At 40.2% G+C, this 22,606-nt stretch carries 17 protein-coding genes, 1 tRNA gene and 2 pseudogenes; 15 read left to right on the top strand and 5 right to left on the bottom strand.

What is annotated here, in order from left to right:
* Position 1: 1 nt before the first annotated feature.
* Positions 2 to 2,635: an ATP-binding protein gene (locus tag JZ787_RS00100; RefSeq protein WP_346311350.1), complete on the bottom strand. Its 2,634-nt coding sequence runs from the start codon at positions 2,633 to 2,635 to the stop codon at positions 2 to 4.
* Positions 2,636 to 2,816: 181 nt separating this feature from the next.
* On the opposite strand from JZ787_RS00100, the gene JZ787_RS00095 reads away from it, so the two are divergent.
* The 4 genes from JZ787_RS00095 (at position 2,817) to rpmE (ending at position 7,064) form a co-directional block, all read left to right on the top strand.
* Positions 2,817 to 4,958, top strand: coding sequence for an MFS transporter (locus JZ787_RS00095; RefSeq protein WP_346311349.1), 2,142 nt, complete (start codon positions 2,817 to 2,819; stop codon positions 4,956 to 4,958).
* Positions 4,959 to 5,081: 123 nt separating this feature from the next.
* Positions 5,082 to 5,483 (top strand): lactoylglutathione lyase, encoded by a 402-nt coding sequence (gene gloA, locus JZ787_RS00090; RefSeq protein WP_058869446.1) that lies wholly within the window; start codon positions 5,082 to 5,084, stop codon positions 5,481 to 5,483.
* 167 nt (positions 5,484 to 5,650) lie between these two features.
* The gene (locus JZ787_RS00085; protein ID WP_062034584.1) at positions 5,651 to 6,631 is read left to right on the top strand and encodes a bile acid:sodium symporter family protein; all 981 of its coding nucleotides are present in this window, start codon (positions 5,651 to 5,653) and stop codon (positions 6,629 to 6,631) included.
* A gap of 205 nt (positions 6,632 to 6,836) precedes the next feature.
* Positions 6,837 to 7,064, top strand: a complete 228-nt coding sequence (rpmE, locus tag JZ787_RS00080; protein WP_004693579.1) for a 50S ribosomal protein L31 — start codon at positions 6,837 to 6,839, stop codon at positions 7,062 to 7,064.
* Between the two features lie 148 nt (positions 7,065 to 7,212).
* Here the strand turns inward: rpmE and JZ787_RS00075 are convergent, their stop codons facing one another.
* The 3 genes from JZ787_RS00075 to epmB are packed head-to-tail and all read right to left on the bottom strand — an operon-like array spanning position 7,213 to position 12,100.
* On the bottom strand, positions 7,213 to 9,339 hold the full coding sequence (locus JZ787_RS00075; protein WP_183174472.1) for an EAL domain-containing protein: 2,127 nt from the start codon (positions 9,337 to 9,339) through the stop codon (positions 7,213 to 7,215).
* Complete coding sequence (locus tag JZ787_RS00070) at positions 9,321 to 11,066, bottom strand: GTPase (protein ID WP_346311676.1); 1,746 nt, start codon at positions 11,064 to 11,066, stop codon at positions 9,321 to 9,323. Before JZ787_RS00070 ends, JZ787_RS00075 begins: the two co-directional genes overlap by 19 nt.
* A gap of 17 nt (positions 11,067 to 11,083) precedes the next feature.
* Positions 11,084 to 12,100: an EF-P beta-lysylation protein EpmB gene (gene epmB, locus JZ787_RS00065; protein WP_218287888.1), complete on the bottom strand. Its 1,017-nt coding sequence runs from the start codon at positions 12,098 to 12,100 to the stop codon at positions 11,084 to 11,086.
* A gap of 309 nt (positions 12,101 to 12,409) precedes the next feature.
* Between epmB and efp the strand changes: the two genes are divergently transcribed.
* The 11 genes and pseudogenes from efp to JZ787_RS00010 form a co-directional block, all read left to right on the top strand.
* A complete protein-coding gene (efp, locus tag JZ787_RS00060) occupies positions 12,410 to 12,979 on the top strand; it encodes an elongation factor P (protein WP_004693574.1) in 570 nt (189 codons plus the stop codon).
* A gap of 168 nt (positions 12,980 to 13,147) precedes the next feature.
* Positions 13,148 to 15,250, top strand: a complete 2,103-nt coding sequence (locus JZ787_RS00055) for a carbon starvation CstA family protein (RefSeq protein ID WP_332477039.1) — start codon at positions 13,148 to 13,150, stop codon at positions 15,248 to 15,250.
* A 10-nt stretch (positions 15,251 to 15,260) separates the two neighbouring features.
* Positions 15,261 to 15,563, top strand: a complete 303-nt coding sequence (locus tag JZ787_RS00050; protein ID WP_004693572.1) for a YbdD/YjiX family protein — start codon at positions 15,261 to 15,263, stop codon at positions 15,561 to 15,563.
* Between the two features lie 240 nt (positions 15,564 to 15,803).
* Positions 15,804 to 16,823 carry a 2-dehydropantoate 2-reductase gene (locus JZ787_RS00045; protein WP_346311348.1) on the top strand — a complete coding sequence of 340 codons (1,020 nt, stop codon included), beginning with the start codon at positions 15,804 to 15,806 and terminating at the stop codon, positions 16,821 to 16,823.
* Positions 16,824 to 16,988: 165 nt separating this feature from the next.
* Positions 16,989 to 17,900, top strand: a complete 912-nt coding sequence (locus JZ787_RS00040) for an AAA family ATPase (protein ID WP_346311675.1) — start codon at positions 16,989 to 16,991, stop codon at positions 17,898 to 17,900.
* A 16-nt stretch (positions 17,901 to 17,916) separates the two neighbouring features.
* Positions 17,917 to 18,816 (top strand): DUF58 domain-containing protein, encoded by a 900-nt coding sequence (locus JZ787_RS00035; protein ID WP_168159014.1) that lies wholly within the window; start codon positions 17,917 to 17,919, stop codon positions 18,814 to 18,816.
* Between the two features lie 9 nt (positions 18,817 to 18,825).
* Positions 18,826 to 20,817 (top strand): DUF3488 and transglutaminase-like domain-containing protein, encoded by a 1,992-nt coding sequence (locus JZ787_RS00030; RefSeq protein ID WP_346311347.1) that lies wholly within the window; start codon positions 18,826 to 18,828, stop codon positions 20,815 to 20,817.
* A gap of 43 nt (positions 20,818 to 20,860) precedes the next feature.
* A tRNA-Val gene (locus JZ787_RS00025) sits at positions 20,861 to 20,937 on the top strand.
* Between the two features lie 182 nt (positions 20,938 to 21,119).
* Positions 21,120 to 21,656: a hypothetical protein gene (locus tag JZ787_RS00020; RefSeq protein WP_346311346.1), complete on the top strand. Its 537-nt coding sequence runs from the start codon at positions 21,120 to 21,122 to the stop codon at positions 21,654 to 21,656.
* A gap of 131 nt (positions 21,657 to 21,787) precedes the next feature.
* Complete coding sequence (locus JZ787_RS00015) at positions 21,788 to 22,087, top strand: hypothetical protein (RefSeq protein ID WP_346311345.1); 300 nt, start codon at positions 21,788 to 21,790, stop codon at positions 22,085 to 22,087.
* 7 nt (positions 22,088 to 22,094) lie between these two features.
* Positions 22,095 to 22,424, top strand: a pseudogene (locus tag JZ787_RS00010) (transposase); the annotation flags it as partial.
* 36 nt (positions 22,425 to 22,460) lie between these two features.
* On the opposite strand, the pseudogene JZ787_RS00005 reads toward JZ787_RS00010, so the two are convergent.
* Positions 22,461 to 22,606, bottom strand: a pseudogene (locus tag JZ787_RS00005) (IS5/IS1182 family transposase); the annotation flags it as partial.

The raw sequence follows: 22,606 nt of genomic DNA, 5'->3' as shown, positions 1-22,606 counted from the left end.
GTTAATCTGCTGTAGTTGCTGTGCTTATGGCTTCAGGAGTTTGTTCCGCTGCACTTTCAGTTGCAACGGTCTTCTTTTCAGTTTTTGCCTTTTTTTTGTCCTTCTTCTTTTTTTTCTTTTTCTTCGGCTCTTCTTCAAACTCAGCACCATCTTCAATGGCTTGCCAATAATCTAGCTGATCCATCACCGCCGCATAAATGGACTTCTTGGTGTAGCGTCCTTTTTTGTCTAAAGTGCCGACTGGTCGAGCCATAAGTAGTTCAAGCGCTTGATCAATCGTATCTATAGCATGAATGTGGAACTGGCCATTTGAAACCGCATCAATCACATCTTTACGTAACATTAAATGCTGCATATTTTGACGCGGAATAATCACACCTTGTTTACCAGTTAAACCTTGAAGTTTACATGCATCGAAGAAGCCTTCAATTTTCGCATTGACACCACCAATTGGTTGAACTTGACCTAATTGGTTCATTGAGCCAGTAATCGCCCAAGATTGATCAATCGGGAGTTGGCTAATCGCTGAGATTAAAGCAGACAGCTCTGCAACCGTAGCACTGTCACCATCGACTTGACCATAGCTTTGTTCAAAGGCAAGTGCGGCAGAGAAGTGTAGCGTTTGCTCACGCCCGAAATGTGCTTTTAAGAACGAGGACATCAATAGCACACCTTTCGCATGCAGAGAGCCACCGAGCTCGACACTACGCTCAATATCTAGAATATCGCCGCCGCCTTGATACACAGAGGCTGTTAAACGTGACGGCAAGCCAAATTCAACATCTGCATAGTGAATGACCGAAAGCGCATTAATTTGACCGAGGCGGTGTCCACGCGTTTCGATGAGCTGCGTACCACGTGACAAATCCTGCCAATAGAGCTCACGTAAATAGCCTAAGCGATATTTACGATGATCTAATGCCATATTAATGTGTTGATCCGAGACCATCTTATCGCCTGATTGGAAGGCATGATGATGCGCCTCACGAATCAAATCACCCAAAGTGAGGGCATGTAGAGATAAGGAGCTTTGGTCTTCGGCTTGACGGCTAGAGTCGGTCAAAAGTGCAGAAAGTGCAGATCGATCGAAAGGAAGCAGTTTGTCGGCCTGTACATAGTCTGCAATCAGTTGCATATAGGCTTGTTCATTTACTTCATTACGCTGCAACGTATCAGTAAAGTCGGCACGGATTTTAAAGACACTGCCAAGCTCAGGTTCTACTTCAAGTATTTCATAGTAAATTTCAGGCTCAGCCAATAAAACCACTTTCAAATTCAGTGGGATTGCCTCAGGTTCAATTGAAATACTTCCCGTCAGTGTCAACATATGCTCAAGTGAAGAAAGTTTTAACTGGCCTGATTTTAAAGCACGTTTTAGGCCTTGCCATGCATAAGGCTGTTCAAGCAGTTGTTCTGCTTCTAACATTAAAAAACCACCATTGGCTTTATGCAATGTCCCTGGGCGGATTAAGGTAAAGTCTGTAGTAATGGTGCCATGTTGAGTCAGTTGCTCTACATGACCAAGCAAGTTGTAGTGTGTTGGGAAGTCTTCAAAAATAACCGGTGCGCCAGCATTGGGTTTATGCGACACAATCACATTGGCTTGGTAGCGCGAAGGGATACGACTAAACAGGCCTGGCGTAAAGTCATCTTCTTCTTGTTCGAGTACCACCTCGACATTGTTAATAATGTCTTCAGCATAATATTTTAAATAGTCTTTTAAGCCTTCAACCTCAGCAAACTTAGTCAGTAACTGTTCGACTTTAGGTAATAAAACTTGCTTGGCAATATCGCGGTTCAACACTTGAACTTTATCGCGGGCATCTTCTTCCAAGTCGCCTAAATGCATGCCTAAACGTTCAAGTTTTTTATCCATGTGGCGTATATTGGCATTAATTTCAGAACGCTCTTTAGAGCTTAAAGCATTGATGTCGGCCTGCGTCATTTCCAATACTTTATCGTCTACATACTGGACGGGGATAAAGCAGTGTTCATCATTCCGAGAGACCAGTTTGAGGTCGAGCTCTTCGCCTTCTTGAGTCAATTCAATCAAGGCTTGTTGCTGAACGTCACCCGTTTGTTGGCGAATGGCTTCTATACGGTTGTAGTAGGTTTCAGCAGTAAAGCGGCGCTCGAGCTGCTTTAAAGTGGTTTGCCATGTTTGATGTAACATGGTTTGAAATTTTACCGCCTGACCCGCAGGTAATTCTAAAGCAATCGGTTGACGTGGGCTTTTAAAATTATAAACGTAAACCCAATCGTTCGGTGTCGGCATATTTTTGGCGTGTTGCTGGAGTAAACGCTTGACCATGGTGCGCTTGCCCAAGCCAGCTGTCCCTACGGCAAATATATTATAGCCAGAATAAGGTAAGGAAATTCCTGCTTCAACTGAAGCACGTGCGCGGTCTTGCCCTAAAAAATTATTGAGCGGTTTAATACGACGCGTTGAGGCTGGAATCTTATCCAGAGCAGGGGTATGCGTCAGTTGCTCTGCTTGAAGTTGTGTCTTTGCTAAGGTCGTTTGAATTTCGGGTTGGTCAAATGCTGAACTAAGGTTGTTTTCTGGATTTTCTTGACTATTTAATGCGGGTGGTACAGATATAGAAGAGCTCATTTGATCGTGTTTTTGGGTCACTTTGAAATCCGAAACTAAAGATTGCGTTAGAAACTTAAAGGTATACAGGTTTAATGCAAAAGATCAAGCAAAGTCGCAGTGTTTGTCGACAAAAATAGAACATTGATTTTATAAATCAGGTTGAAACAAATTGTATTAAGGGTTTGAATAGCAGCATTGGTTTTAAGACAACAAAAACGTAATGACAACACAATCTTTAGGATGGAAATCCGCCTTTACTGCATTTTTAGATCGCCGTGCGTTGATCATGCTGTTTTTGGGTTTCTCCGCAGGTATCCCAATCCTGTTAATTTTCTCGAGCTTATCTTTATGGCTAGGGGAAGCAGGTATCGATAAGAGCGCGGTGACTTTTTTTAGTTGGGCAGCTCTGGGTTATTCATTCAAATTTGTTTGGGCTCCTTTGGTCGATGAATTGCCTGTACCAGCGCTGACCAAATTATTGGGTCGTCGCCGTGCATGGCTATTGATCGCACAACTCTTAATTATCTGTGCCATTTCTATCATGGCTTTTTCAGATCCGTCTCTTGGTCAGAGTTATCTTTACCAAATGGCTGCGGGTGCGGTGCTTTTAGGTTTTTCTGCTGCGACACAAGATATTGTGATTGATGCCTATCGTATTGAGCTGGCAGAAACGCAAATGCAAACAGTGTTGGCTTCAACTTATAACGCTGGTTATCGCATCGGCATGATCGTTGCAGGTGCGGGTGCGTTATTTTTAGCGGCTTATTTGGGTACAGCCAAAGGTAACTATATTTATGAGGCGTGGAAGTGGACGTATTTGGCAATGGCGGCGGTCATGTTGGTCGGGATCGCAACCACTTTATGCATACGTGAGCCACAAGTTGATCGGGTACGTAAAGAATATAAACGAGTAGATTATTATCGTTTAGTGGCAGTTTTCTTTGTGTCTGTGGTGAGTTTTGTACTGAGTTATATTTACTCAGGCAAGCTCACAGAAATGCTGATTCAGCTCTGGTCGATCAAAGATAGTTTTGCACTGTTTTGTTTTGAGGCTTTACGTTTTATTGGCTCTGGTGCTGTTGCATTTTTAGTGGGTTCAAGCCTAGTCAAAATGGGTGCTGTGAACAAACAAATGGCCTATGAAACATGGGTGAATCCTGTTGCAGACTTCTTTAAGCGTTATGGCGTGAAATTGGCGTTGGTATTGCTGTTGTTGATTGGATTTTACCGTATTTCCGACATTATTGCAGGTGTGATCTCCAATGTGTTTTATCAAGACTTAAACTTTACCAAAGAACAGATTGCTGAAGCGGTGAAAGTTTATGGGGTGATTTTTAGTTTGGTTGGTGGTTTTTTAGGAGGACTACTGGCGCAGCGTATGAACATCATGAAATTGATGTTTGTCGGAGCAATCTTGGCCAGTTCAACCAATCTCATCTTTATTGGCTTGGTCAAATCAGGACAACCTTTAAATGATGTTGTGATCAATGTCGGTGAGCAAAGTTTCAAAACTCAAGCGGATGAGACAGGTGCATGGACAATTAAGGTTCCTGTTAAGCAGCTTCAGGCAAATGAAAGTCTAACTGCAACGGCCAGTTTTCAAAATGATACTTCAGAGCCTGTTTCGGTCACATTGCCTTATATCAGTCAAACGGGTGCATCTACGGCATTGCTATTGCTACCGATCACGGCTGATAATGTGATTGATCAACGAGAGTCTGAAGGAAGTATCGTAGTACGAGGTCAATACCTTGCTACATTGGCTGAAAACCAAAGGATTCAATTGAGCTTAGATGGTCAAAGCTTTGATGCAAAGTTAGACAAAGAAGGTGTGTTTAGCGCAGCAATTCCCGCGAAACAGCTCCTTGATTCAAATTCTAAAAAGCTGAATGCCGTATTGATGCAAAATGAGCGTGCGCAACAACACACTGCACTGAATTATCAGGTGAATCCTGCAGCTGAAAAATCTGCAACTTTAGATGTTGATCTTCAACCAATCAACTTGAATAAAGCGGTTGATGGACAGTTAGAAGTTAAAGGGAAGGTGATTAAGGAATATAGTTCAAACTGGCTGTATTTTGCGATTATTGTTGATAACTTGGCATCAGGTTTAGCTGGTGCTGCATTTATTGCATTTCTATCAAGTTTGACCAGTGTATCTTTTACTGCGGTTCAGTATGCGATTTTTAGTTCATTGATGACTTTAACACCCAAAATTCTAGGTGGTTACTCAGGGACAATTGTGTCCAATATTGGCTATCCAAATTTCTTCTTGCTGACCACACTCATTGGAATCCCCATTTTAATCCTAGTGGTCTGGGTAGCGAAACTTCTACGAGAGCATGCCGCTGAACAAAGTTAAAGCATCGACTTGTCTCGAATTAAAAAAGTAGCCCTTGTGGCTGCTTTTTTTATGGTTGAGGTTTGAAATATAGGACGGCTTTGCCTATATTGGGGGCTGAGAATAAATCATGAGGAAATTCCAATGCGCATGCTACATACCATGCTACGTGTAGGCAATTTAGAACAATCTTTGGCGTTCTATACTGAAGTGCTTGGTATGACTTTACTTCGTAAGCGTGATTATGAAGAAGGTCGTTTTACCTTGGCATTTGTGGGTTATGGTGATGAGGAAAATCATACGGTTTTAGAGCTGACACATAACTGGGATACGGACAGCTATGAATTAGGTAATGCTTACGGTCATATTGCCATTGCTGTAGATGATGCTTATAAAGCTTGTGAGGACATCAAAGCGCGCGGTGGTAATGTCGTGCGTGAAGCCGGACCAATGAAGGGTGGCGTAACGGTTATTGCCTTTGTAGAAGATCCAGATGGCTATAAAATTGAACTGATTCAACAAGATAATAATGCACGTAATAACTAAGCTGTTATTAGGTCATATGCAGCGTGTATGCACAGTATTAATTAAAAAAATATTGAACATATCCTGTAAAAGCTAGCTTTATTTATATAGCTCAGTAAGATGAATTTACCCAAAGGTAAATTAGTCGCTGGGCTTTTTCATTTTTAGAGGAATGACAGGATGTTGGTATGTTGAAATTATTGGCACTCGATCGGTTTACGTTATTGCTATTTGTTATGGTGCTCTTAGCCAGCTTTGTCCCTGTTTCAGGTCAAGCTGCCAGTGTATTTGGTGTACTGACGACGGTCGCGATTGCGATATTATTCTTTTTGCATGGTGCTAAACTATCCCGTGAAGCCGTGATTCAGGGCATGATGCATTGGAAACTCCACGCGTTGGTTTTTGCATTTACCTTCATCCTTTTTCCCGTTTTAGGTTTGCTTGCAAAACCTGTATTGGTACCACTACTTGGGCAGGAGTTGTATTGGGGCTTTTTGTTTATGTGCTTTTTGCCATCGACAGTACAATCTTCAATTGCGTTTACTTCGGTCGCGCAAGGCAATGTGGCTGGGGCGGTATGTAGTGCATCATTTTCAAATTTGATCGGGATGTTTATTACCCCTGTGATGGTAGCCTTTTTCATTTTGGGGCAGTCAGAGCATGGTTTTGATCCAACCTCGTCTATTCTTCAAATCACCTTATTGCTGTTGGTTCCGTTTGTCCTTGGACAGCTACTTCGACCATATGTATTTCCGTATATGCAGAAAATGCCAAGCATCGTCAAAGCATTCGATCAGGGTTCGATATTAATGGTGGTGTACGGTGCTTTCAGCAGTGCTGTGGTAGCGGGCCTATGGCAAGAGGTGAGTGTTGGTACATTAATCCTATTGATTATTGTGTGTTCAGTCTTATTGACGATTATTATGTTGCTTGGGTTGTTTTTACCACGTTGGTTAGGCTTTAACCGTGCCGATCAGAAAACCATTTTTTTCTGTGGTTCAAAAAAGACTTTGGCTAGTGGTGTTCCAATGGCACAGATTCTTTTTATTGGACAACCTTTGGGGATGATTGTTTTACCGATTATGATTTTTCATCAAATCCAGCTGATGGTGTGTGGGATTATTGCTAACTATTGGGCCAAGCAATCTGAAATTGAAACGAAAGAATAATTGGCTATCTGATACTATATCTCGTATAATATTTGCCACTTGTTGTGCTTAGCTCTGACGGTATCCGTCTCGGTGGGCCAAAAGAATGGTCTGTTATGGTGTTGATCTGCAACTTAATTTAATTAAGTGGCCCTTTCCTCAATTTTGAGAGTGATCAATTGCGATGACAGCAAAACCTTCTTTAATTTTTATGGAGTAATCGACGATGCGCGCCGATATTCACCCAAAATACCAAACTTTAGTTGCTACATGTTCTTGCGGTAACGTAATCGAAACTCGTTCAGCACTTGGTAAAGAAACTGTTTACCTAGACGTATGTTCAGCTTGCCACCCATTCTACACTGGTAAGCAAAAGAACGTTGACACTGGCGGTCGTATCGACAAGTTCAAACAACGTTTTGCTGGCATGTCACGTTCTATCAAACGCGACTAATAGCAAAAGAAAAAAACGGGCATTTGCCCGTTTTTTTTATGCCTATGATATTTGAATACAGAGTCATAGGGCTGCTAGTTAGACCATATAATAAAAGACCCCGTATAGGGGCCTTGAAATTTAGAGGTTAGTATCCAAGATTTAACTTTTACTGATCCTGCACATCAATCAAATGATCAAGTTTCTTCTGGAAATAATCACCTTGAATAAAGCGGGCATCGACATTCCATGCATTGGCAAACGACGTCATATCATTCAGATCACGTAACATAATTTGAATGTTTTTCAATTGATGATATACCGCAACTTTTTCTTGCAACTCTTCCGTGTTGGCGTCGCTACTGAGCATGCGAGTTAAGTTTTCATGTAAGGTGAGATTGTTGATATCGAGCTGACGTAGAATAGATTCACTATAAATGCTATTACCAAAGTCACGAATCGAAACTTCAGCACCATATTGGCGAAGCTGGGCAATGTATTTTTGCGCTTCAGCAATGTTCTGGCTGATATCATCCTCAGAGAACTGAAGGGTAATTGGGTGACTTAACTTACTGCGTACAATGGTAATCAGTTTGGCGATAAATTCAGGGAAAGAGCGGTCATTCAACAGTACGGCTTTGTTTAAATTTACAATCAACTTTGCTTCAGGATACTGAGTGATAAAATTGTGTAGCTGTTTACACGACTCAACTAAAATCCAGCGGTCAAGTTTAATAGACAGTTCGTGGTCTTCACTTAACTCTTTGAGGCTCGATATATCTTTCCACGTATTACCATAAATAAAGCCACTAGTAACTTCATAGGTGTATAAATTAGTGTCTTCTTTGTCGTAAAGCTGTTGATATTTAAGATGAATCTCGCCACGCTCTAATGCAAGATGTAAGGCTTTAAGCACCGTAGGTTCATTTGCTGTTTTTTGAGTGTCTAAAGTATCGCTGACAGTAGGGTTGATCAACTCAATCACAGGCATGTCAATACTGGCTTTTTGCTCAATTTCGCAATCGTCTTGATTGGTCGGTAAGGTGGTTTTAAAGGCTGAGCACAATAAGTTTTCAAACTGATCTTGATTTGAAATTTCACCTTTCAATAAAGTATAGCCAATGCGCAAATTTACTGGATAGCTATTGTTTTCTACGGTAATGAGTTGTGGTTTGGTGAGCGCATTTAACGCAATCAGCTTAGATTCAAGTTTGGCCTGTGATTCTGCTTGGAATAAACCAACGATGGTTTGCCCACCCGCCTTAAACAGAGGAATATGAGTCTGTTCATTTAAAAAGCTGTAAATATTGTTAAAATAATCACGCGTGGTTGCCCAGTTGGCTTTAAAAATTTCATCTGGACAAGAGCTGAGTGCAAAGCTAACCAAAGCATTCTGATCAGAGGGTTGCTTGGTCATGGCACGGTTAATTTGTTGATACGTATTAGGTTTTATCGCGTGTTTTTCAGTGTTGATCGATGGAGCAGCAGGTCGTTCAGATTCGACTTCAATCGTCAGTTGGAGTGCATCCTCTTCAGGTGCAGCTAAAAATTCAACCTTTAAAGGATTTTTAGTTTGGGCATTATTATTGAGAGTAGCAACTTCAAAAGCACCTAAATCAAACTGACCTTGTGAAATTTTCTTAAAACGGATTTTGAAATCGTTTACATCTTTCGGCTGGAGAATATCAAGCAGCGGTTGACCAATAATATCATCTTCAGAGCTTAGGCCGAACAGTTGTAAGTATTCAGCATTGGCTGAAACATGAATCCCTTCTTGAATTAAAGCAATGGCTTTATTGCTTTCTTCAACTAAAGCCTGTGCTTGGCTTTGCGCTGTTTCAAGCTCATTCATAAGTTGTTGTTGACTTTGCAATAAGCGACTTAATGACAGCGCACGCAGTAGACCTAAGTAAAAGTTATCCGCTTCTTCTAAGTCCAAAATATCATAGACTCCTTTACGAATAAAACTTGCGTATTGGGTTGATTGATATTCATCGGGCTTTAATAAAATCAGTGGTAAATTGACTTGGTTAGAGTTGCGAATCAAAGTCAGTGCTTGTTCATACTTTAAGTCATAAGCGCGACCAAAAATCACCACATCCCAAGGCAGATGGAGCTGTTTTTCAAAGTTTTGTAAGTCATCCAGTAAAGTGGCATGAACTTGATGATCGCTAGAAGTTAAAAGGTCACGAATTTGGTTATAACGGATCTGATTATCATCAATAATGAGTAAACGTGTTTCCGTACGTTTTAACTTTTTAGATAATAATGGATTTCTCACTTCAATGCTTCCCATAAATCGTGATTCTTAATAGCATTCATTTGCTTTTGAATAAAACTTTGAACCAATGGTTCTTGTTGGTCATTCAACAATTCATAATCAAAACGAATAAAACTTTGTGTAATTAAATGTGCTTTTACTAAATAAATTTTAAGATCTTCATCACCTAGGCGTAAGTGAATGGTTTGTTTTTCTCGGTACATATTCGAACCCGGGACAATGAGACTAGTCTGTACTTCATCTAGCTGGGACGTTTGTACCAATAATGCAGGCTGATAGTTCTGAGTGGTTCGATCTGTTTTTACCATTACGGCACATGGGAAAAGGTCTTGTGCTAAGATTTCTAAACCCAGTTCCAAGCTTTTTTCACTTGATTGTTTAATCCAGCGAATCACACCACCGCGCCATTGGCTATGTGCATTTTCTTGAACCAAAATAAACTCACCTGTTTTTAAATGCGCAGGTGTTGGTCCAGTCCAGCGAATACGGTAACCATTCACACTAATATCTAAAACTTCGGCAGGGTAGATTTGTTTCGATTCACGATCAATCATACGAGCAGAACTCGTCTCCACAGGAATATTACTGTTCATGGAGTTGATCACGTGACTTTCATTCTGAAAGTTGTAGTTGCCTTCTAGCTCTAAAGTTTCATTAAAGTTTTTGCCTTTAGACAAATAGAAATGTGCGACCGACAGGCCAAAACAAATTTGTAATTGAGCAGAGTATTCATAACGCTCATGCTTACGTTCAATATTATTCGTCAATAAGTTATGAATGTGAAAATGCAAAGCAGGGGTAAGGAAAATCTTCTCATCGCGAGACAGTGGCTCAGCGCGTTTGGTTTGCATCTCTGAGAGATGATCAAGCAGGGCTTGCGTCGAGATAAAAATATTCGGCTGAATGTGACTGTTTTTTTGAGAATTATAAGTTGGTGGATAATCTTTTGATGCATCGACAATATAGCGAGATAAGGTGGTTTCTTTAGGTAAAATTTGAATCAGTTTCGCCCAATCAAAGCTACACAAAAACAGCCCTTGAATCTCACCTGGACGGATTTGATGGGTATTAAAAATATCCAATAGAATGAGCTGCGCATAGGCTTGACTAATATTGCTCAGTTGATGCTGCGTGCCTTGTAGTTGATTAATGTTGGTCAAATAGAAGTTATTTTGAATAGCAGAATCCAAGAGTTGATGAGCTGCTAGCCACTGACCCGGAATCGGGGAACTATAGAGCAAGTGTTGTTGGTACAACAGCAGTGACAGTTGTTGTAAAGCATAATAACTCGATACGGTTCGAGCCATTTGTAGGTTCTTTTTTTGATTAAAAGCAAATAGAGAAAACTTATTTTGAGTGATTTGCTGAGAAACACGTTTTGCAATGTCGATATAGACTTTAGCAAAATGACTACGCATTAATAAGGCAAGCTCAATAATATGGTCATTTCGGTCAGTGGTGATGAGGCCTTGATTAAAAAAATGTTTCTCTAAACTGGTAAGCACATTTTCCAAATTTGGATGCAGCACTTGAACTAAATCAAAGCGAAGTGTTTCGCTGACTTGAAGTTCGGAGACTTCAAGTAATGCTTGAAATAAGGAACGAGAAGAGTCACCCAACTGTAAAATGGATAAGTTTGCTAACCATTCTTGTAAGCCTTTGACTGTGCTTGGGCAGAAACTAAGCTTATCCAACTTTAATTCAGTTGGTTTTTGGAAAATATCTGAAGTACTCGTCGTCATCATCGTTATTATTTAACTCAAAAAGTTGAAACCCCGAAAAGTGGTGTCTTATTCTTTTCTCCCGCAATTTCCCTGACCAACTTGGGAACCAGATAGCCGGGTAGATTCGCCAATAATCCTTGATACAGCAAATCAATGTTTTGCGAGTTTAAATCAAAATGGTGAGCCCCTTTTACTTTATCTAAAACATGTAAATAGTATGGCAAAACACCTGCATCGAATAAACGGTAGCTCAAATCTGTCAAAATTTGAACGTGATCATTGACCCCTTTCAATAAAACCGCCTGATTGAAAACGGTGATTTTTTCTGCGACTAATTGCTGTAATTGACGGCAGGTAAAATCATCCAATTCCGATGCATGATTTGAGTGTACCACTAGAATAATGCGCAGCCTACTGTTTTTTAAGATGGAAATTAGCTCATCATCGACACGGTTAGGCATTACGATAGGAACTCGTGAGTGAATTCTCAAAAATTTAAGTTGGGGAATACTTTCTAAGCGTTCAATCCATAATTTTATTTTACGATTGGACAGCGTTAAGGGGTCTCCACCACTCAAAATGACTTCATTAATGTCAGGTTGCGACTGAATATAATGTTGAATATTGATCCAATCTTCTGACTTTGGTAGGTTCTCTTGATAGGGGAAATGTCGACGAAAACAGTAACGACAATGAACGGCACATGCCCCAGTTAGTGTCAGTAAGAAACGAGTTTTATATTTGTGTAAAACACCGGGTTGTTGGTTGGCTTGTTCCTCACCCAAGGGGTCGGTCACGAAGTCGGGATGTTCTTCAAGCTCAAGATGATGGGGCAGGACTTGAAGGAGTAAAGGATCAAGCGGATTACCTTTTTGCATTCTTGTCACAAAAGCACGGGGAACACGGAGTTTAAATTGGATTGATGCAAGCAGTGCGCCTGACAGCAGTTGCTCAGGAGAAAGCTCTAGAATATTAAGTAATTCTAAAGGATCAGTAATTAAATCACTGAGTTGAGCTTGCCAATTTTGCTCTTGGTACAAATAATGAGTCATGCAATAAGGGGTCAAATACTAGGTCAAAAGAAAGTTAGGTCATCAAATCGAGTGATGTCGAAACGAGTTGTTCGGATGTGTGCGGTCTAAAAAGGCTTTTTCAATACACAAAAACACGCGGAACGAGGCTATTTTATCAAGATCTTCGGCTTATAGGCAGTGGATTTTCATTGCTTCATAACACCTTGCTCATTTACAATACGAGGCATCAAAAAAGATGCCCTATCTTTATGGCCCCGCTTTTCAAAGCTTTGGTGTCTAAGATAAAGACATAAATATTTAAGTTAGTTAGTTTGGAGTGCGCCAGTCATGGCCTATTATTCTACGAATGATTTCAAGTCAGGCCTTAAGGTTATGCTTGATGGTAACCCATGTTCAATCATGGAAAATGAATATGTAAAGCCAGGTAAAGGTCAAGCATTTAACCGCGTAAAACTACGTAATTTACGTTCTGGTAAAGTTTTAGAAAAAACATTTAAGTCTGGTGATTCTTTAGAAGCGGCTGACATTGTAGAAGTAGAAATGGAATACTTGTACAACGACGGCGAAATGTGGAACTTCATGGATCCTGTATCATTTGAACAGATCGCTGCTGACAAAACAGCAATGGGTGATGCTGCAAAATGGTTAAAAGATGATTCAAATGAAAAATGCACTATTATGCTGTTCAATGGCGTGCCGTTAACAGTAAACCCACCAAACTTCGTAGTTTTGAAAATTGTTGAAACTGATCCGGGTGTACGTGGTGATACTTCTGGCGGTGGTGGTAAACCTGCAAAATTGGAAACAGGTGCTGTAGTACGTGTTCCATTATTTGTACAGCAAGAGGAAAGCGTTCGTGTAGATACTCGTACTGGCGATTATTTAGAACGTGCATAATGGTTTAAAAATAGACTATTATCGGAAGGGATGATGAAAATCATCCCTTTTTTTATGCCAAAGTATTAGATCAAAACAAGGAGATGCAGAGTAAAGTCGCAAAGGAAAACAGCAGTACCTCGAATAATTAAAGACGCTGATTGAATGCAACAAATATGAGGGATTGAAATGGAATCTGTTCAGCCGAAGTCAACCCTGACTTCAAAAATCATCTGGCTACTGGTAGCCATCATCGGTGCAGTCTCGTTTGGGATATTGGCACTGAGTCGTGGTGAGCATGTCAATGCCATCTGGCTCGTACTTGCTGCGGGCTGTATTTATAGTATTGCTTATCGCTTCTATAGTTTATTTATTGCAAATAAAGTTTTTGAGCTTGATGAACGTCGCTTAACTCCCGCGCATCGTTTGAATGATGGTCTGGACTATGTTCCAACCAACAAAAGCGTTCTATTTGGACATCACTTTGCAGCGATTGCAGGTGCAGGTCCATTAGTAGGGCCTATTTTAGCAGCGCAAATGGGCTATTTACCTGGCACAATTTGGTTACTTGTGGGTGTTGTGCTTGCAGGTGCAGTACAAGACTTTTTGGTGTTGTTTATTTCTACCCGTCGTGATGGACGTTCACTCGGTGAAATGGCAAAGCAAGAGCTTGGAACTTTTGCAGGTATTGTGGTCATGCTTGGTGCATTGGGGGTAATGATTATTATCCTTGCAGTTTTGGCACTGGTCGTGGTCAAAGCACTTGCACACAGCCCGTGGGGCGTATTTAGTATTGCGGCAACGATTCCAATTGCACTCTTTATGGGGATTTACATGCGTTTTATCCGCCCGGGTAAAATTGCAGAAGTATCTATTATTGGTTTCGTTTTGATGATGCTCGGTATTGTCTACGGTGAAAATATTGCACAGCATCCATATTGGGGTGCGTTCTTTACACTGTCGGGCACTCAGTTGACTTGGGCACTGATTATTTATGGTTTCGTGGCTTCAGCACTACCTGTGTGGTTATTGCTTGCACCACGCGATTACTTATCAACCTTCCTAAAGATTGGTGTTATTGCAGGTTTGGCAGTCGGTATTATTTTCGCAATGCCAGAAATGAAGCTGCCAGCGTTCACGCAATTTATTGATGGTACTGGCCCTGTGTTTGCAGGTTCAATGTTCCCATTCTTATTTATTACCATTGCCTGTGGCGCAATTTCAGGTTTCCACGCTTTAGTGTCGTCAGGCACCACGCCGAAACTTGTGAACAATGAACGTGATATTCGAATGATTGGATATGGCGGTATGCTCATGGAGTCATTTGTTGCAATCATGGCTCTGATCTGTGCCGCAGTGCTTGATCCGGGTGTGTATTTTGCGATTAACTCACCAGCCGCTTTGCTGGGTACAAGTGTAGACACCGCAGCTGAAGCTGTTCGTAACTTAGGTTTTGTTGTTACTCCAGAAACATTAACTTTACTGGCTCAAGAAGTGGGTGAAAGTACCATCCTTTCACGTACTGGCGGTGCACCAACTTTTGCTATTGGTATGGCACACATCATTACGGAAATTTTCAATAGCCGTGAAATGATGGCGTTTTGGTATCACTTTGCCATTTTATTCGAAGCACTATTTATTTTAACAGCAGTTGATGCGGGTACGCGTGCATGTCGTTTCATGGTGCAAGATACCGTGGGTATTGTGATTCCTGCGGTGAAAAACTCACATAACTTCTTCGGAAATTTGTTGGGTACAGCGGTTGCGGTTTCGGGTTGGGGCTTCTTTGTTTACCAAGGTGTCGTCGATCCGCTCGGGGGCATCAATAGCTTATGGCCACTGTTTGGTGTGGGTAACCAGATGCTTGCGGCTATGGCATTGATCTTAGGCACGGTTATCCTCTTCAAAATGAAGAAAGAGAAATATGTATGGGTCACGATTATCCCGACCATATTCTTGTTGGTAACCTGTATGACAGCGGGCTGGCAGAAAATTTTCCATGAAAATCCAAAAATTGGTTTCTTGGCACAAGCTGAACGCTTTAACAATGCAATTGCAAACAATGAAATTTTAGCACCAGCAAAAACGGTTGCTGAAATGCAGACTGTTGCGATGTCGAATCAGATCAATGCCGCACTCTGTGGATTCTTTATGATTGTGGCGATTGTGATGCTGTTTGCTGCGATTAGAGTGATTCGTCGTGCATTGGCAAGCCCAGTTCCGACTGTGCATGAGGCAGAAGCCATTTATCGTGATCCTGAAGACATTCAGCCATCAAAAGCTGGACATTAAGGAGAGTCAGATGAATCTAAAATTTGCTAAAAGTGGAAAAACGATGATTTATAAAATCATTAAAATGACCGTGATGTCGCAGAAAGATTTGATTCTGAACCCTAAAAATTGGTCTCGAATTGCGACATTGTGGCAACGTTTGCAGCAAAGTTTTCGCTTGATGGTGGGGGTGCCTGATTATCCAAACTATTTGGAGCATATGAAAAAGCACCATCCTGATTTAGAAGCGATGGATGCTAAAACTTTTTATCGTCATTGTGTGGATGCACGTTATCCATCTGCAACGAATGGCATGAAAAAGTGCCCATGTTAATATAATTAATCAATTCAAAGACGGCACTTCGGTGCCGTTTTTTTGTGAAAATACTCAATTACATGCGGTTGCTCGTGTTAGATTCGACAGTGTACTTTTTGCATGAAGCAAGTTGTTACATCACGGCTTAAATCATAACGCAACACGGAGTGTGAGGCATAAAAGGTTCATGTTGTATATTTGACAGCTTTTGATTGTTATAGTTCTTAAAATACTGGAATGTTTGCAAAGGGAAATTGAATGAAAATATATATTTATGGTGCTGGAAGCATTGGGTGTTATTTAGGCGGAAGGTTGGTTGCTGCAGGTAATGATGTTACTTTTATCACGCGTCCACGTATTCATGCAGAGCTTTCCCAATGGGGCTTAGTCTTAACTGATTATTTAGGCAAAAAGATCAAACTTGCACCTCATCAACTCAAACTAACGACCGATCCTACTCAGGTTGTGGATGCCGATGTTATTTTAATTTGTGTGAAATCGGCGGCAACCGAACAAGTTGTACATGAACTTAAAGAATATCTAGGGGCTAAAACACCGCTGATCATCAGCTTTCAAAATGGTTTAAGTAATGTCCCTATTTTAAAAAGGGTTTTGCAAGGGCCGATGATTTTAGAGGGGATGGTTCCTTTTAACATCGCCACGCAAGAAGCTGGGCATTATCATCAAGGTACCTCTGGTGCATTAAGTGTTAAGCAATATCCGAATCAAAATTTGTTTGAGAATGCATTTCAAAAAGCAGGTTTAGAGATTGTTTTTGAAAAAGACATGCTGGCTGTGCAGTGGGCCAAGCTTTTACTTAATTTAAATAATTCAATCAATGCATTGTCAAAAAAACCGCTAAAGGAACAATTGTCGATTCGTAAATATCGCCAATGTGTGGCAATGGCGCAGCAGGAAGCTATAGAGCTGCTTGATTATGCACAAATTAAACCTGCAAAGTTAACCGCAGTTCCGACCCATTTGATTCCAAAATTACTGAGTTTACCCAATCCATTATTTAAATTATTAAGTCGTAAAATGTTGGCAATCGATCCACTAGCCCGGTCGTCTATGCAAGATGATTTAATTGCAGGTCGCCCCACAGAGGTCGACTGGATTAATGGTGAGGTTTTAAAACTTGCAGAGCAATGTGGTAGACAGGCTCCAATCAATGCACGACTCATAGAATTGATTAAGCAAGCAGAGAAATCATCTCCATCATTTTCAATGAGCGCAGATACTTTAAAAGATCAGTTGAAATCTGCAGTGAAACAATAGCTTGATGTGAGGGAAGTTATTCATACGCAAATCATTGAATATTTATAAGGATCGTCTTTGAGTATGTTTGAAAAACCTGTATGTTAAACCTTGATTTATATTTTGATTGGGGAGAATAAGGTGCTTTGGGGAAAAGAGAAAACGGTAGAAACGTTGCAATATGACATGCTCGATGAATCACAGTTAAGTATTTTTTATCCAAAAATCCAAGAATTCCTCAATCAAGTTAATCAAATCGTTTTAGATAAAAATCAACAAACCCAATTAGCCTTATGCAGCCTTTTAGCTGGTGGGCATATCTTATTTGAAGACTTGCCCGGTTTAGGCAAAACCACATTGGCCAGTAGCTTGGCCCATTTGGCCGGTCTTCAATTTAAACGGATTCAGTTTACCAATGACATGCTGGCAAGCGATGTGATTGGGGTGAATATGTTTAACCAAAAAGAACATCTGTTTGAGTTTAAGCAAGGGCCAATTTTTACTCAAATTTTACTCGCAGATGAAATTAACCGCTGTAGTCCGAAAACGCAGAGTGCGCTTTTAGAAGCGATGGAAGAGGGTGTGGTGACAATTGATGCAAGTCGTTATGTGCTACCGCAGCCTTTTTGGGTAATTGCAACGCAAAACCCACTTTTTCAAAGTGGAACCTATGCACTACCAGAGTCACAGCTCGACCGTTTTCTTATGCGGCTATCTTTGGGTTATCCATCACGTCAGGCAGAAAAGGCTTTATTGCAGCAGCAATCCCGTCATGACTTGATTCAGCAGTTGATGACTGTATTCACCGAACAAGACATTCTTGCCTTACAAACTTTGGTGCCACAGATTTATCTGTCTGAGGAAGTCTTGGATTATATTCTAGATTTGGCGGCTGAGACCCGTAAAGGTCGACATGGATTATCTACACGTGGCGTACTGGCTTTGAAGAAAGCAGCTCAAGCATATGCTTTGGTCAAAGCCCATGCATTTGTTACACCCGATGATGTACAGGCTGTATTTGTCGCAGTGACCGCGCATCGAATAGGGCTGGGTGAAGCTGAAACTGAGCAACTTATGAAGCAAGTCAAAGTTCACTGATAGGATAAGCTGACGCATGCTGTGGCAAAACTGGATAAATAAACGCTTTCAATTCAAAGCTGAAAAACAACTGACCCAAAAAGATGTACTGGTGTTTATTTATCAGCAAGGATATGTGTATGTGGTGCTGATTTTAATCACCTTTATTGCTGGGGTGAATTATGCCAATAATTTAATTTTAGCGTTTTGTTTTTTAATCAGTGCCGTGCTGTGTATGAGTTTTTATTTGACCTTTAAGCAGCTACATGGCTTAAGTATTGACCTTGTATTCCCTGAAATAGGGCAGGTTGAGAGTGCATTGCAATTACAAATGCATTTCAAACAATTGCATTCGCAGCCTCGATACCTCTGGATTACTTATGCTGATCATATAGAACAGTTGTTTATTCAAGATACCCATCAGGTGGTCGATTTAAATTTTTTTCCCAAAGAGCGCGGACAGTTTAGTTTTCCAGAGATTAAAATATATTCGACTTATCCATTTGGTCTCGTTCGCGCTTGGAGTTATTTTTTTATCCAAGCACCTGTGTGGATCGCGCCTAAAACTAAGTCTTTAGCGGCAGAAAATAAACAGCAACAGCACAGTTTTGAACCGGACATGGATGAATTCCGAGAATTGCGAAATTTTAAAGAGGGTGACTCTTTACAGGCGGTTTCATGGAAACAAGTGGCACAAGGACAAGGTTTATTTATTAAGGTCTTTGAACAACATCAGGATCAACACAGTTTAGACATCCACTATGCACATATGCCGAGTCCTTCACATGAAGAAAAATTAAGCTTAATGATGGGCTTGGTTGAACAATGTGAGCAGTTACAATACGCCTATGCCCTGTATTTACCTCATACTGAACTGGCCAAAGGGATAGGGCGAGAACAGTACCTTCAAGCCAAATTACTTTTGGCGCAGGCATAGGTGAGTAATATGCACTCTTCTATTCGTATTGCCATTGTGCTGACACTGAGTTTGATTTGGATCACACAACTAAGTTTTAGTCCTGTGCTATTGAGTGTCATTTTCGCCATTTGTATCGGCTGTCTATGGTATTTCATGAAATCCACGGGCAACCATTTCCCGAAATGGGCAATTTACATTTTGACTATTATTGCTCTAGCAGTGACCTTTTGGAGCTATCAAAGCTTTTTAGGTGTGGAAGCGGGTGTAGCCGTTTTAAGTATCTTTCTCTTTGCGAAAGCCTTAGAAACAAAAACGCAGCGTGATGTTATCATTCTGTTTAACTTTGCATTATTCGTTGCGGCGAGTATGTTTTTACATAGTCAGTCATTTATGACGGCTGCCATGGTTTTACTCTGTTTATTGAGTTGTTTGTTGGGGCTGTATCGAGTGCAAACCCATTCTTTTGCATCTGAAAACTCGAATCGTATGGCATTAAGGCAAGATGCAAAACACGTCATTAAATTTGTAGGTCTCGCACTGCCTTTTTTTGTGCTGTTGTTTATCTTTTTTCCGCGTTTACCCCCACTTTGGCATATTCCAATTCCTGAAAATAAGGCGGTGACAGGGATGAGTGACAGTATGTCGCCTGGAGATATTGCGCAATTATCCCAGTCCAGTCATTTGGCTTTTCGTATTATCGGTGATGTCACTCAGCTGCCCAATCGTTCGCAGCTTTATTGGCGCGCGATGGTCTTGGATCAATATGATGGGCAAAAGTGGACCAGTAGTTTTATTAATCAACAAGGTATTTCGGATGATACATTAACGCAAATCTCTACATCCAAAAAATGGAACTATCAATATTTACCTGCTGATGTCGCGATTCCGTGGATTATGGCATTGGAATATTCACAACCCTTAGAGCGACGTTATCAGCTACGTCAGGATTGGAGTATTCAGGCTTATCGTCAAGTGCAGCGGGTGGAACCTATTGCATTGCAATGGATGGGAAATGTTCAATTTTCCCAAAGTGAATTATCTAAGTTACAACGAAGCATAAACTTAAAAGCGCCTGAGCACGTGGACTTGAAAGCGCAGCAATTGGCACAGCAGCTGTTTAAGCAAAGTGACGAGAACCCGAAACGTTTTATCCAAAATATTTTGCAATGGTATCGCAACAATGGCTTTAGCTATACCTTGCAGCCAGGCTTGTTGGGACAGCATCGTATTGATGAGTTTTTGTTTCAATCCAAACAGGGTTTTTGTGAACATTATGCTTCTAGCTTCGTGATGCTGATGCGTTATGCGGGAATTCCAGCGCGTATTGTGGTTGGGTATCAAGGTGGTCAGCCTTCACCAGATGCAAAAAGTTGGGAAGTTCGACAGTTAGATGCGCACGCATGGACGGAAGTCTTTGTGGATGGGCGCTGGAAACGCTATGACCCAACAGCCATGATTGCACCGCAGCGTATTGAACAGGGTATGCAAGATTTAATGAGCCAAGATGCCAGTGTTTGGGGTGAGAGTAGTCGATGGAATGTACAGCGCTATTCGGTATTAAACAAAATCCGCATTTGGAGTGACTATGCAAGTTACCAATGGCAAAGTAAGGTGGTTGGCTATAATGCAGAGGCTCAACGAGGTTGGTTGCAGAAGCTAGGACTCCAATCCACTTATTCATTGGTATTGCTGATTATTATTAGCATTGGTGGGTTAGTTTTACTGTACTGGTGGGTTATATTTTGCCGTAAACGTGCTCAAACTTCTGAATATGACATTGTCATTCAATCTTTTTCTCGAAGCTTAACAACTGAGCAGCGTAAACAAGATGCCGAAACGGTAAATCAATGGTTGTTGCGTTTAGCTCAAGACGTTAAACCTGAACAGCAAGTTTTATTTAAACAGGCGGGTGATTATTATCAGAAAATACGTTATTCCAATACATTGAATTCAAAAAATATTCAACAATTTAAACGAATGCTTAAAACTTGTGCATCTACGTTAAAAAACAAAAAATAGCGCTTGTCATACTTTTTAAAAGTGAATATTATGCTTCTACTTCAGGTGTATAGCTCAGTTGGTTAGAGCGCTACGTTGACATCGTAGAGGTCTCCAGTTCGAGTCTGGATATACCTACCAAAATTCGTTGATATTTCAACACATTAAAGCCCACTTCAAAAGTGGGTTTTTTGTTTTCGGGGAATGGCGTAATTCCCCGATGTGGAAAACTCGCTCATTTAAACTTAAAAACGATGATTAACGGTAGATAATTTTAGAGAAACTTAATTTTTGAAAACTAATTCTTTGTAAGGTATGAGCAATTGATCCCAAATTTAGAAGCTGAAATTATTCCAACAAAATCTATTGCTGATATCTCATTAGGATTAGATTTCGAACATTTTAAGGCTAAATCAAAATATCAGATTATTAATGATTATGCTGAATTAGAAAGCACGTATTCCGAAAGTGATCAGTGGCTAATTTTACATCGAAATGAGGTTCTACCTTGGGGCGATTCTATCAATGAAATATATTGTTATTGGAATAAGATCATCACTCTAACATTCAATTCTAATACCCAAAGGCTAGAATTCATTTATGCTGGTCAGGGGTATCAAGGGAGATTATTAGGTCTACTAGGTATTGGAGATAGGTTAGATTCTGCCAAAGATCAATATAATTTCTATTTTGAAGGTGATAAGCACTATCTTGAATATAAAGAATATAGTGATAAAGCGGGTGAAATTATTCCCGTTGAAATAGAAACAAACTATAGAACAGCATATTCAGAAGAATATTCAGATCAAATTATTGAAGGTTTCTTAGTTTACTTACTTCCTGAAGAACGAGGTCATTAACATAATTGTTGTTATGCGAAATATTTTTAAAAATATAGTAAAAATAGTGACTTACAGATAAAATTTTTGACTTATTATAAGGTGTATTATGTTGGTTTTAGAAATATTTAAAAATATAAAAGGGAATTAATATGGAAATTGATTTCAATGTTAAATCCGTTTCAGGTTTAATTGGATCTTTAAATATTCAAATTATTCCTAGTGATCTAAATAAAAATGGAAGTTGTCTAAATTCGATAGTAATTAATGAAGTTGCATTTTCTTTGGTTGAACACCTTTTTAATAGGAATAAGGTGAAATATTTTCATTGGGGAAATACCTATATTGGTTCTGAAACCATTGGAGATATTGTTAAAGATTTATACTATTTTCATAGTTTTATAGGGCTTTGTTGCACAAACCTATCTATAAAGGCTTATTCCACAATATAATTCTCAAATGAATAAGCCCACACCTAAAATCTATCGTACAACCAATTGGTCTTCTTATAACAGTGCATTAATAAATCGAGGAAATCTCTCAATTTGGTTTGATCCCAAGACTCAATGGTACGCTCAACCCAAAGGTAAACATGGTCGAAATCAAACTTATTCAGATACAGCCATCCAATGCTGTTTAATGATCAAATCTTTATTTCGTCTTTCTTTACGTATGGTCACTGGCTTTGTGCAAAGTCTCATTCATCTTTGTAGATTAGATTGGACAGCACCAGACTATTCCACCATCTGCAGAAGACAAAAGCATATTGATATGGCTTTGTTGCATAAAGCCTTTGACGGCAGAGTTTTCCTAAGTTGCTAAAATTTAGGTTACAACTTGGGTATGAGGTCTGCCTAATTCTGTAAATTTATTTAATACGGCTACGCGTGCATGGATCTCATTCACTTGGCTTTGAAAGTTTCTCGCACGGAGTTTATCGCCTAATAACTTGATGCAATGCATCTTAGTTT

Origin of the sequence: Acinetobacter sp. BWR-L5, assembly GCF_039655985.1 — a bacterium.
In the GTDB taxonomy this organism is placed as follows: domain Bacteria; phylum Pseudomonadota; class Gammaproteobacteria; order Pseudomonadales; family Moraxellaceae; genus Acinetobacter; species Acinetobacter johnsonii.
This window is presented reverse-complemented; position numbering and strand designations above follow the sequence as displayed.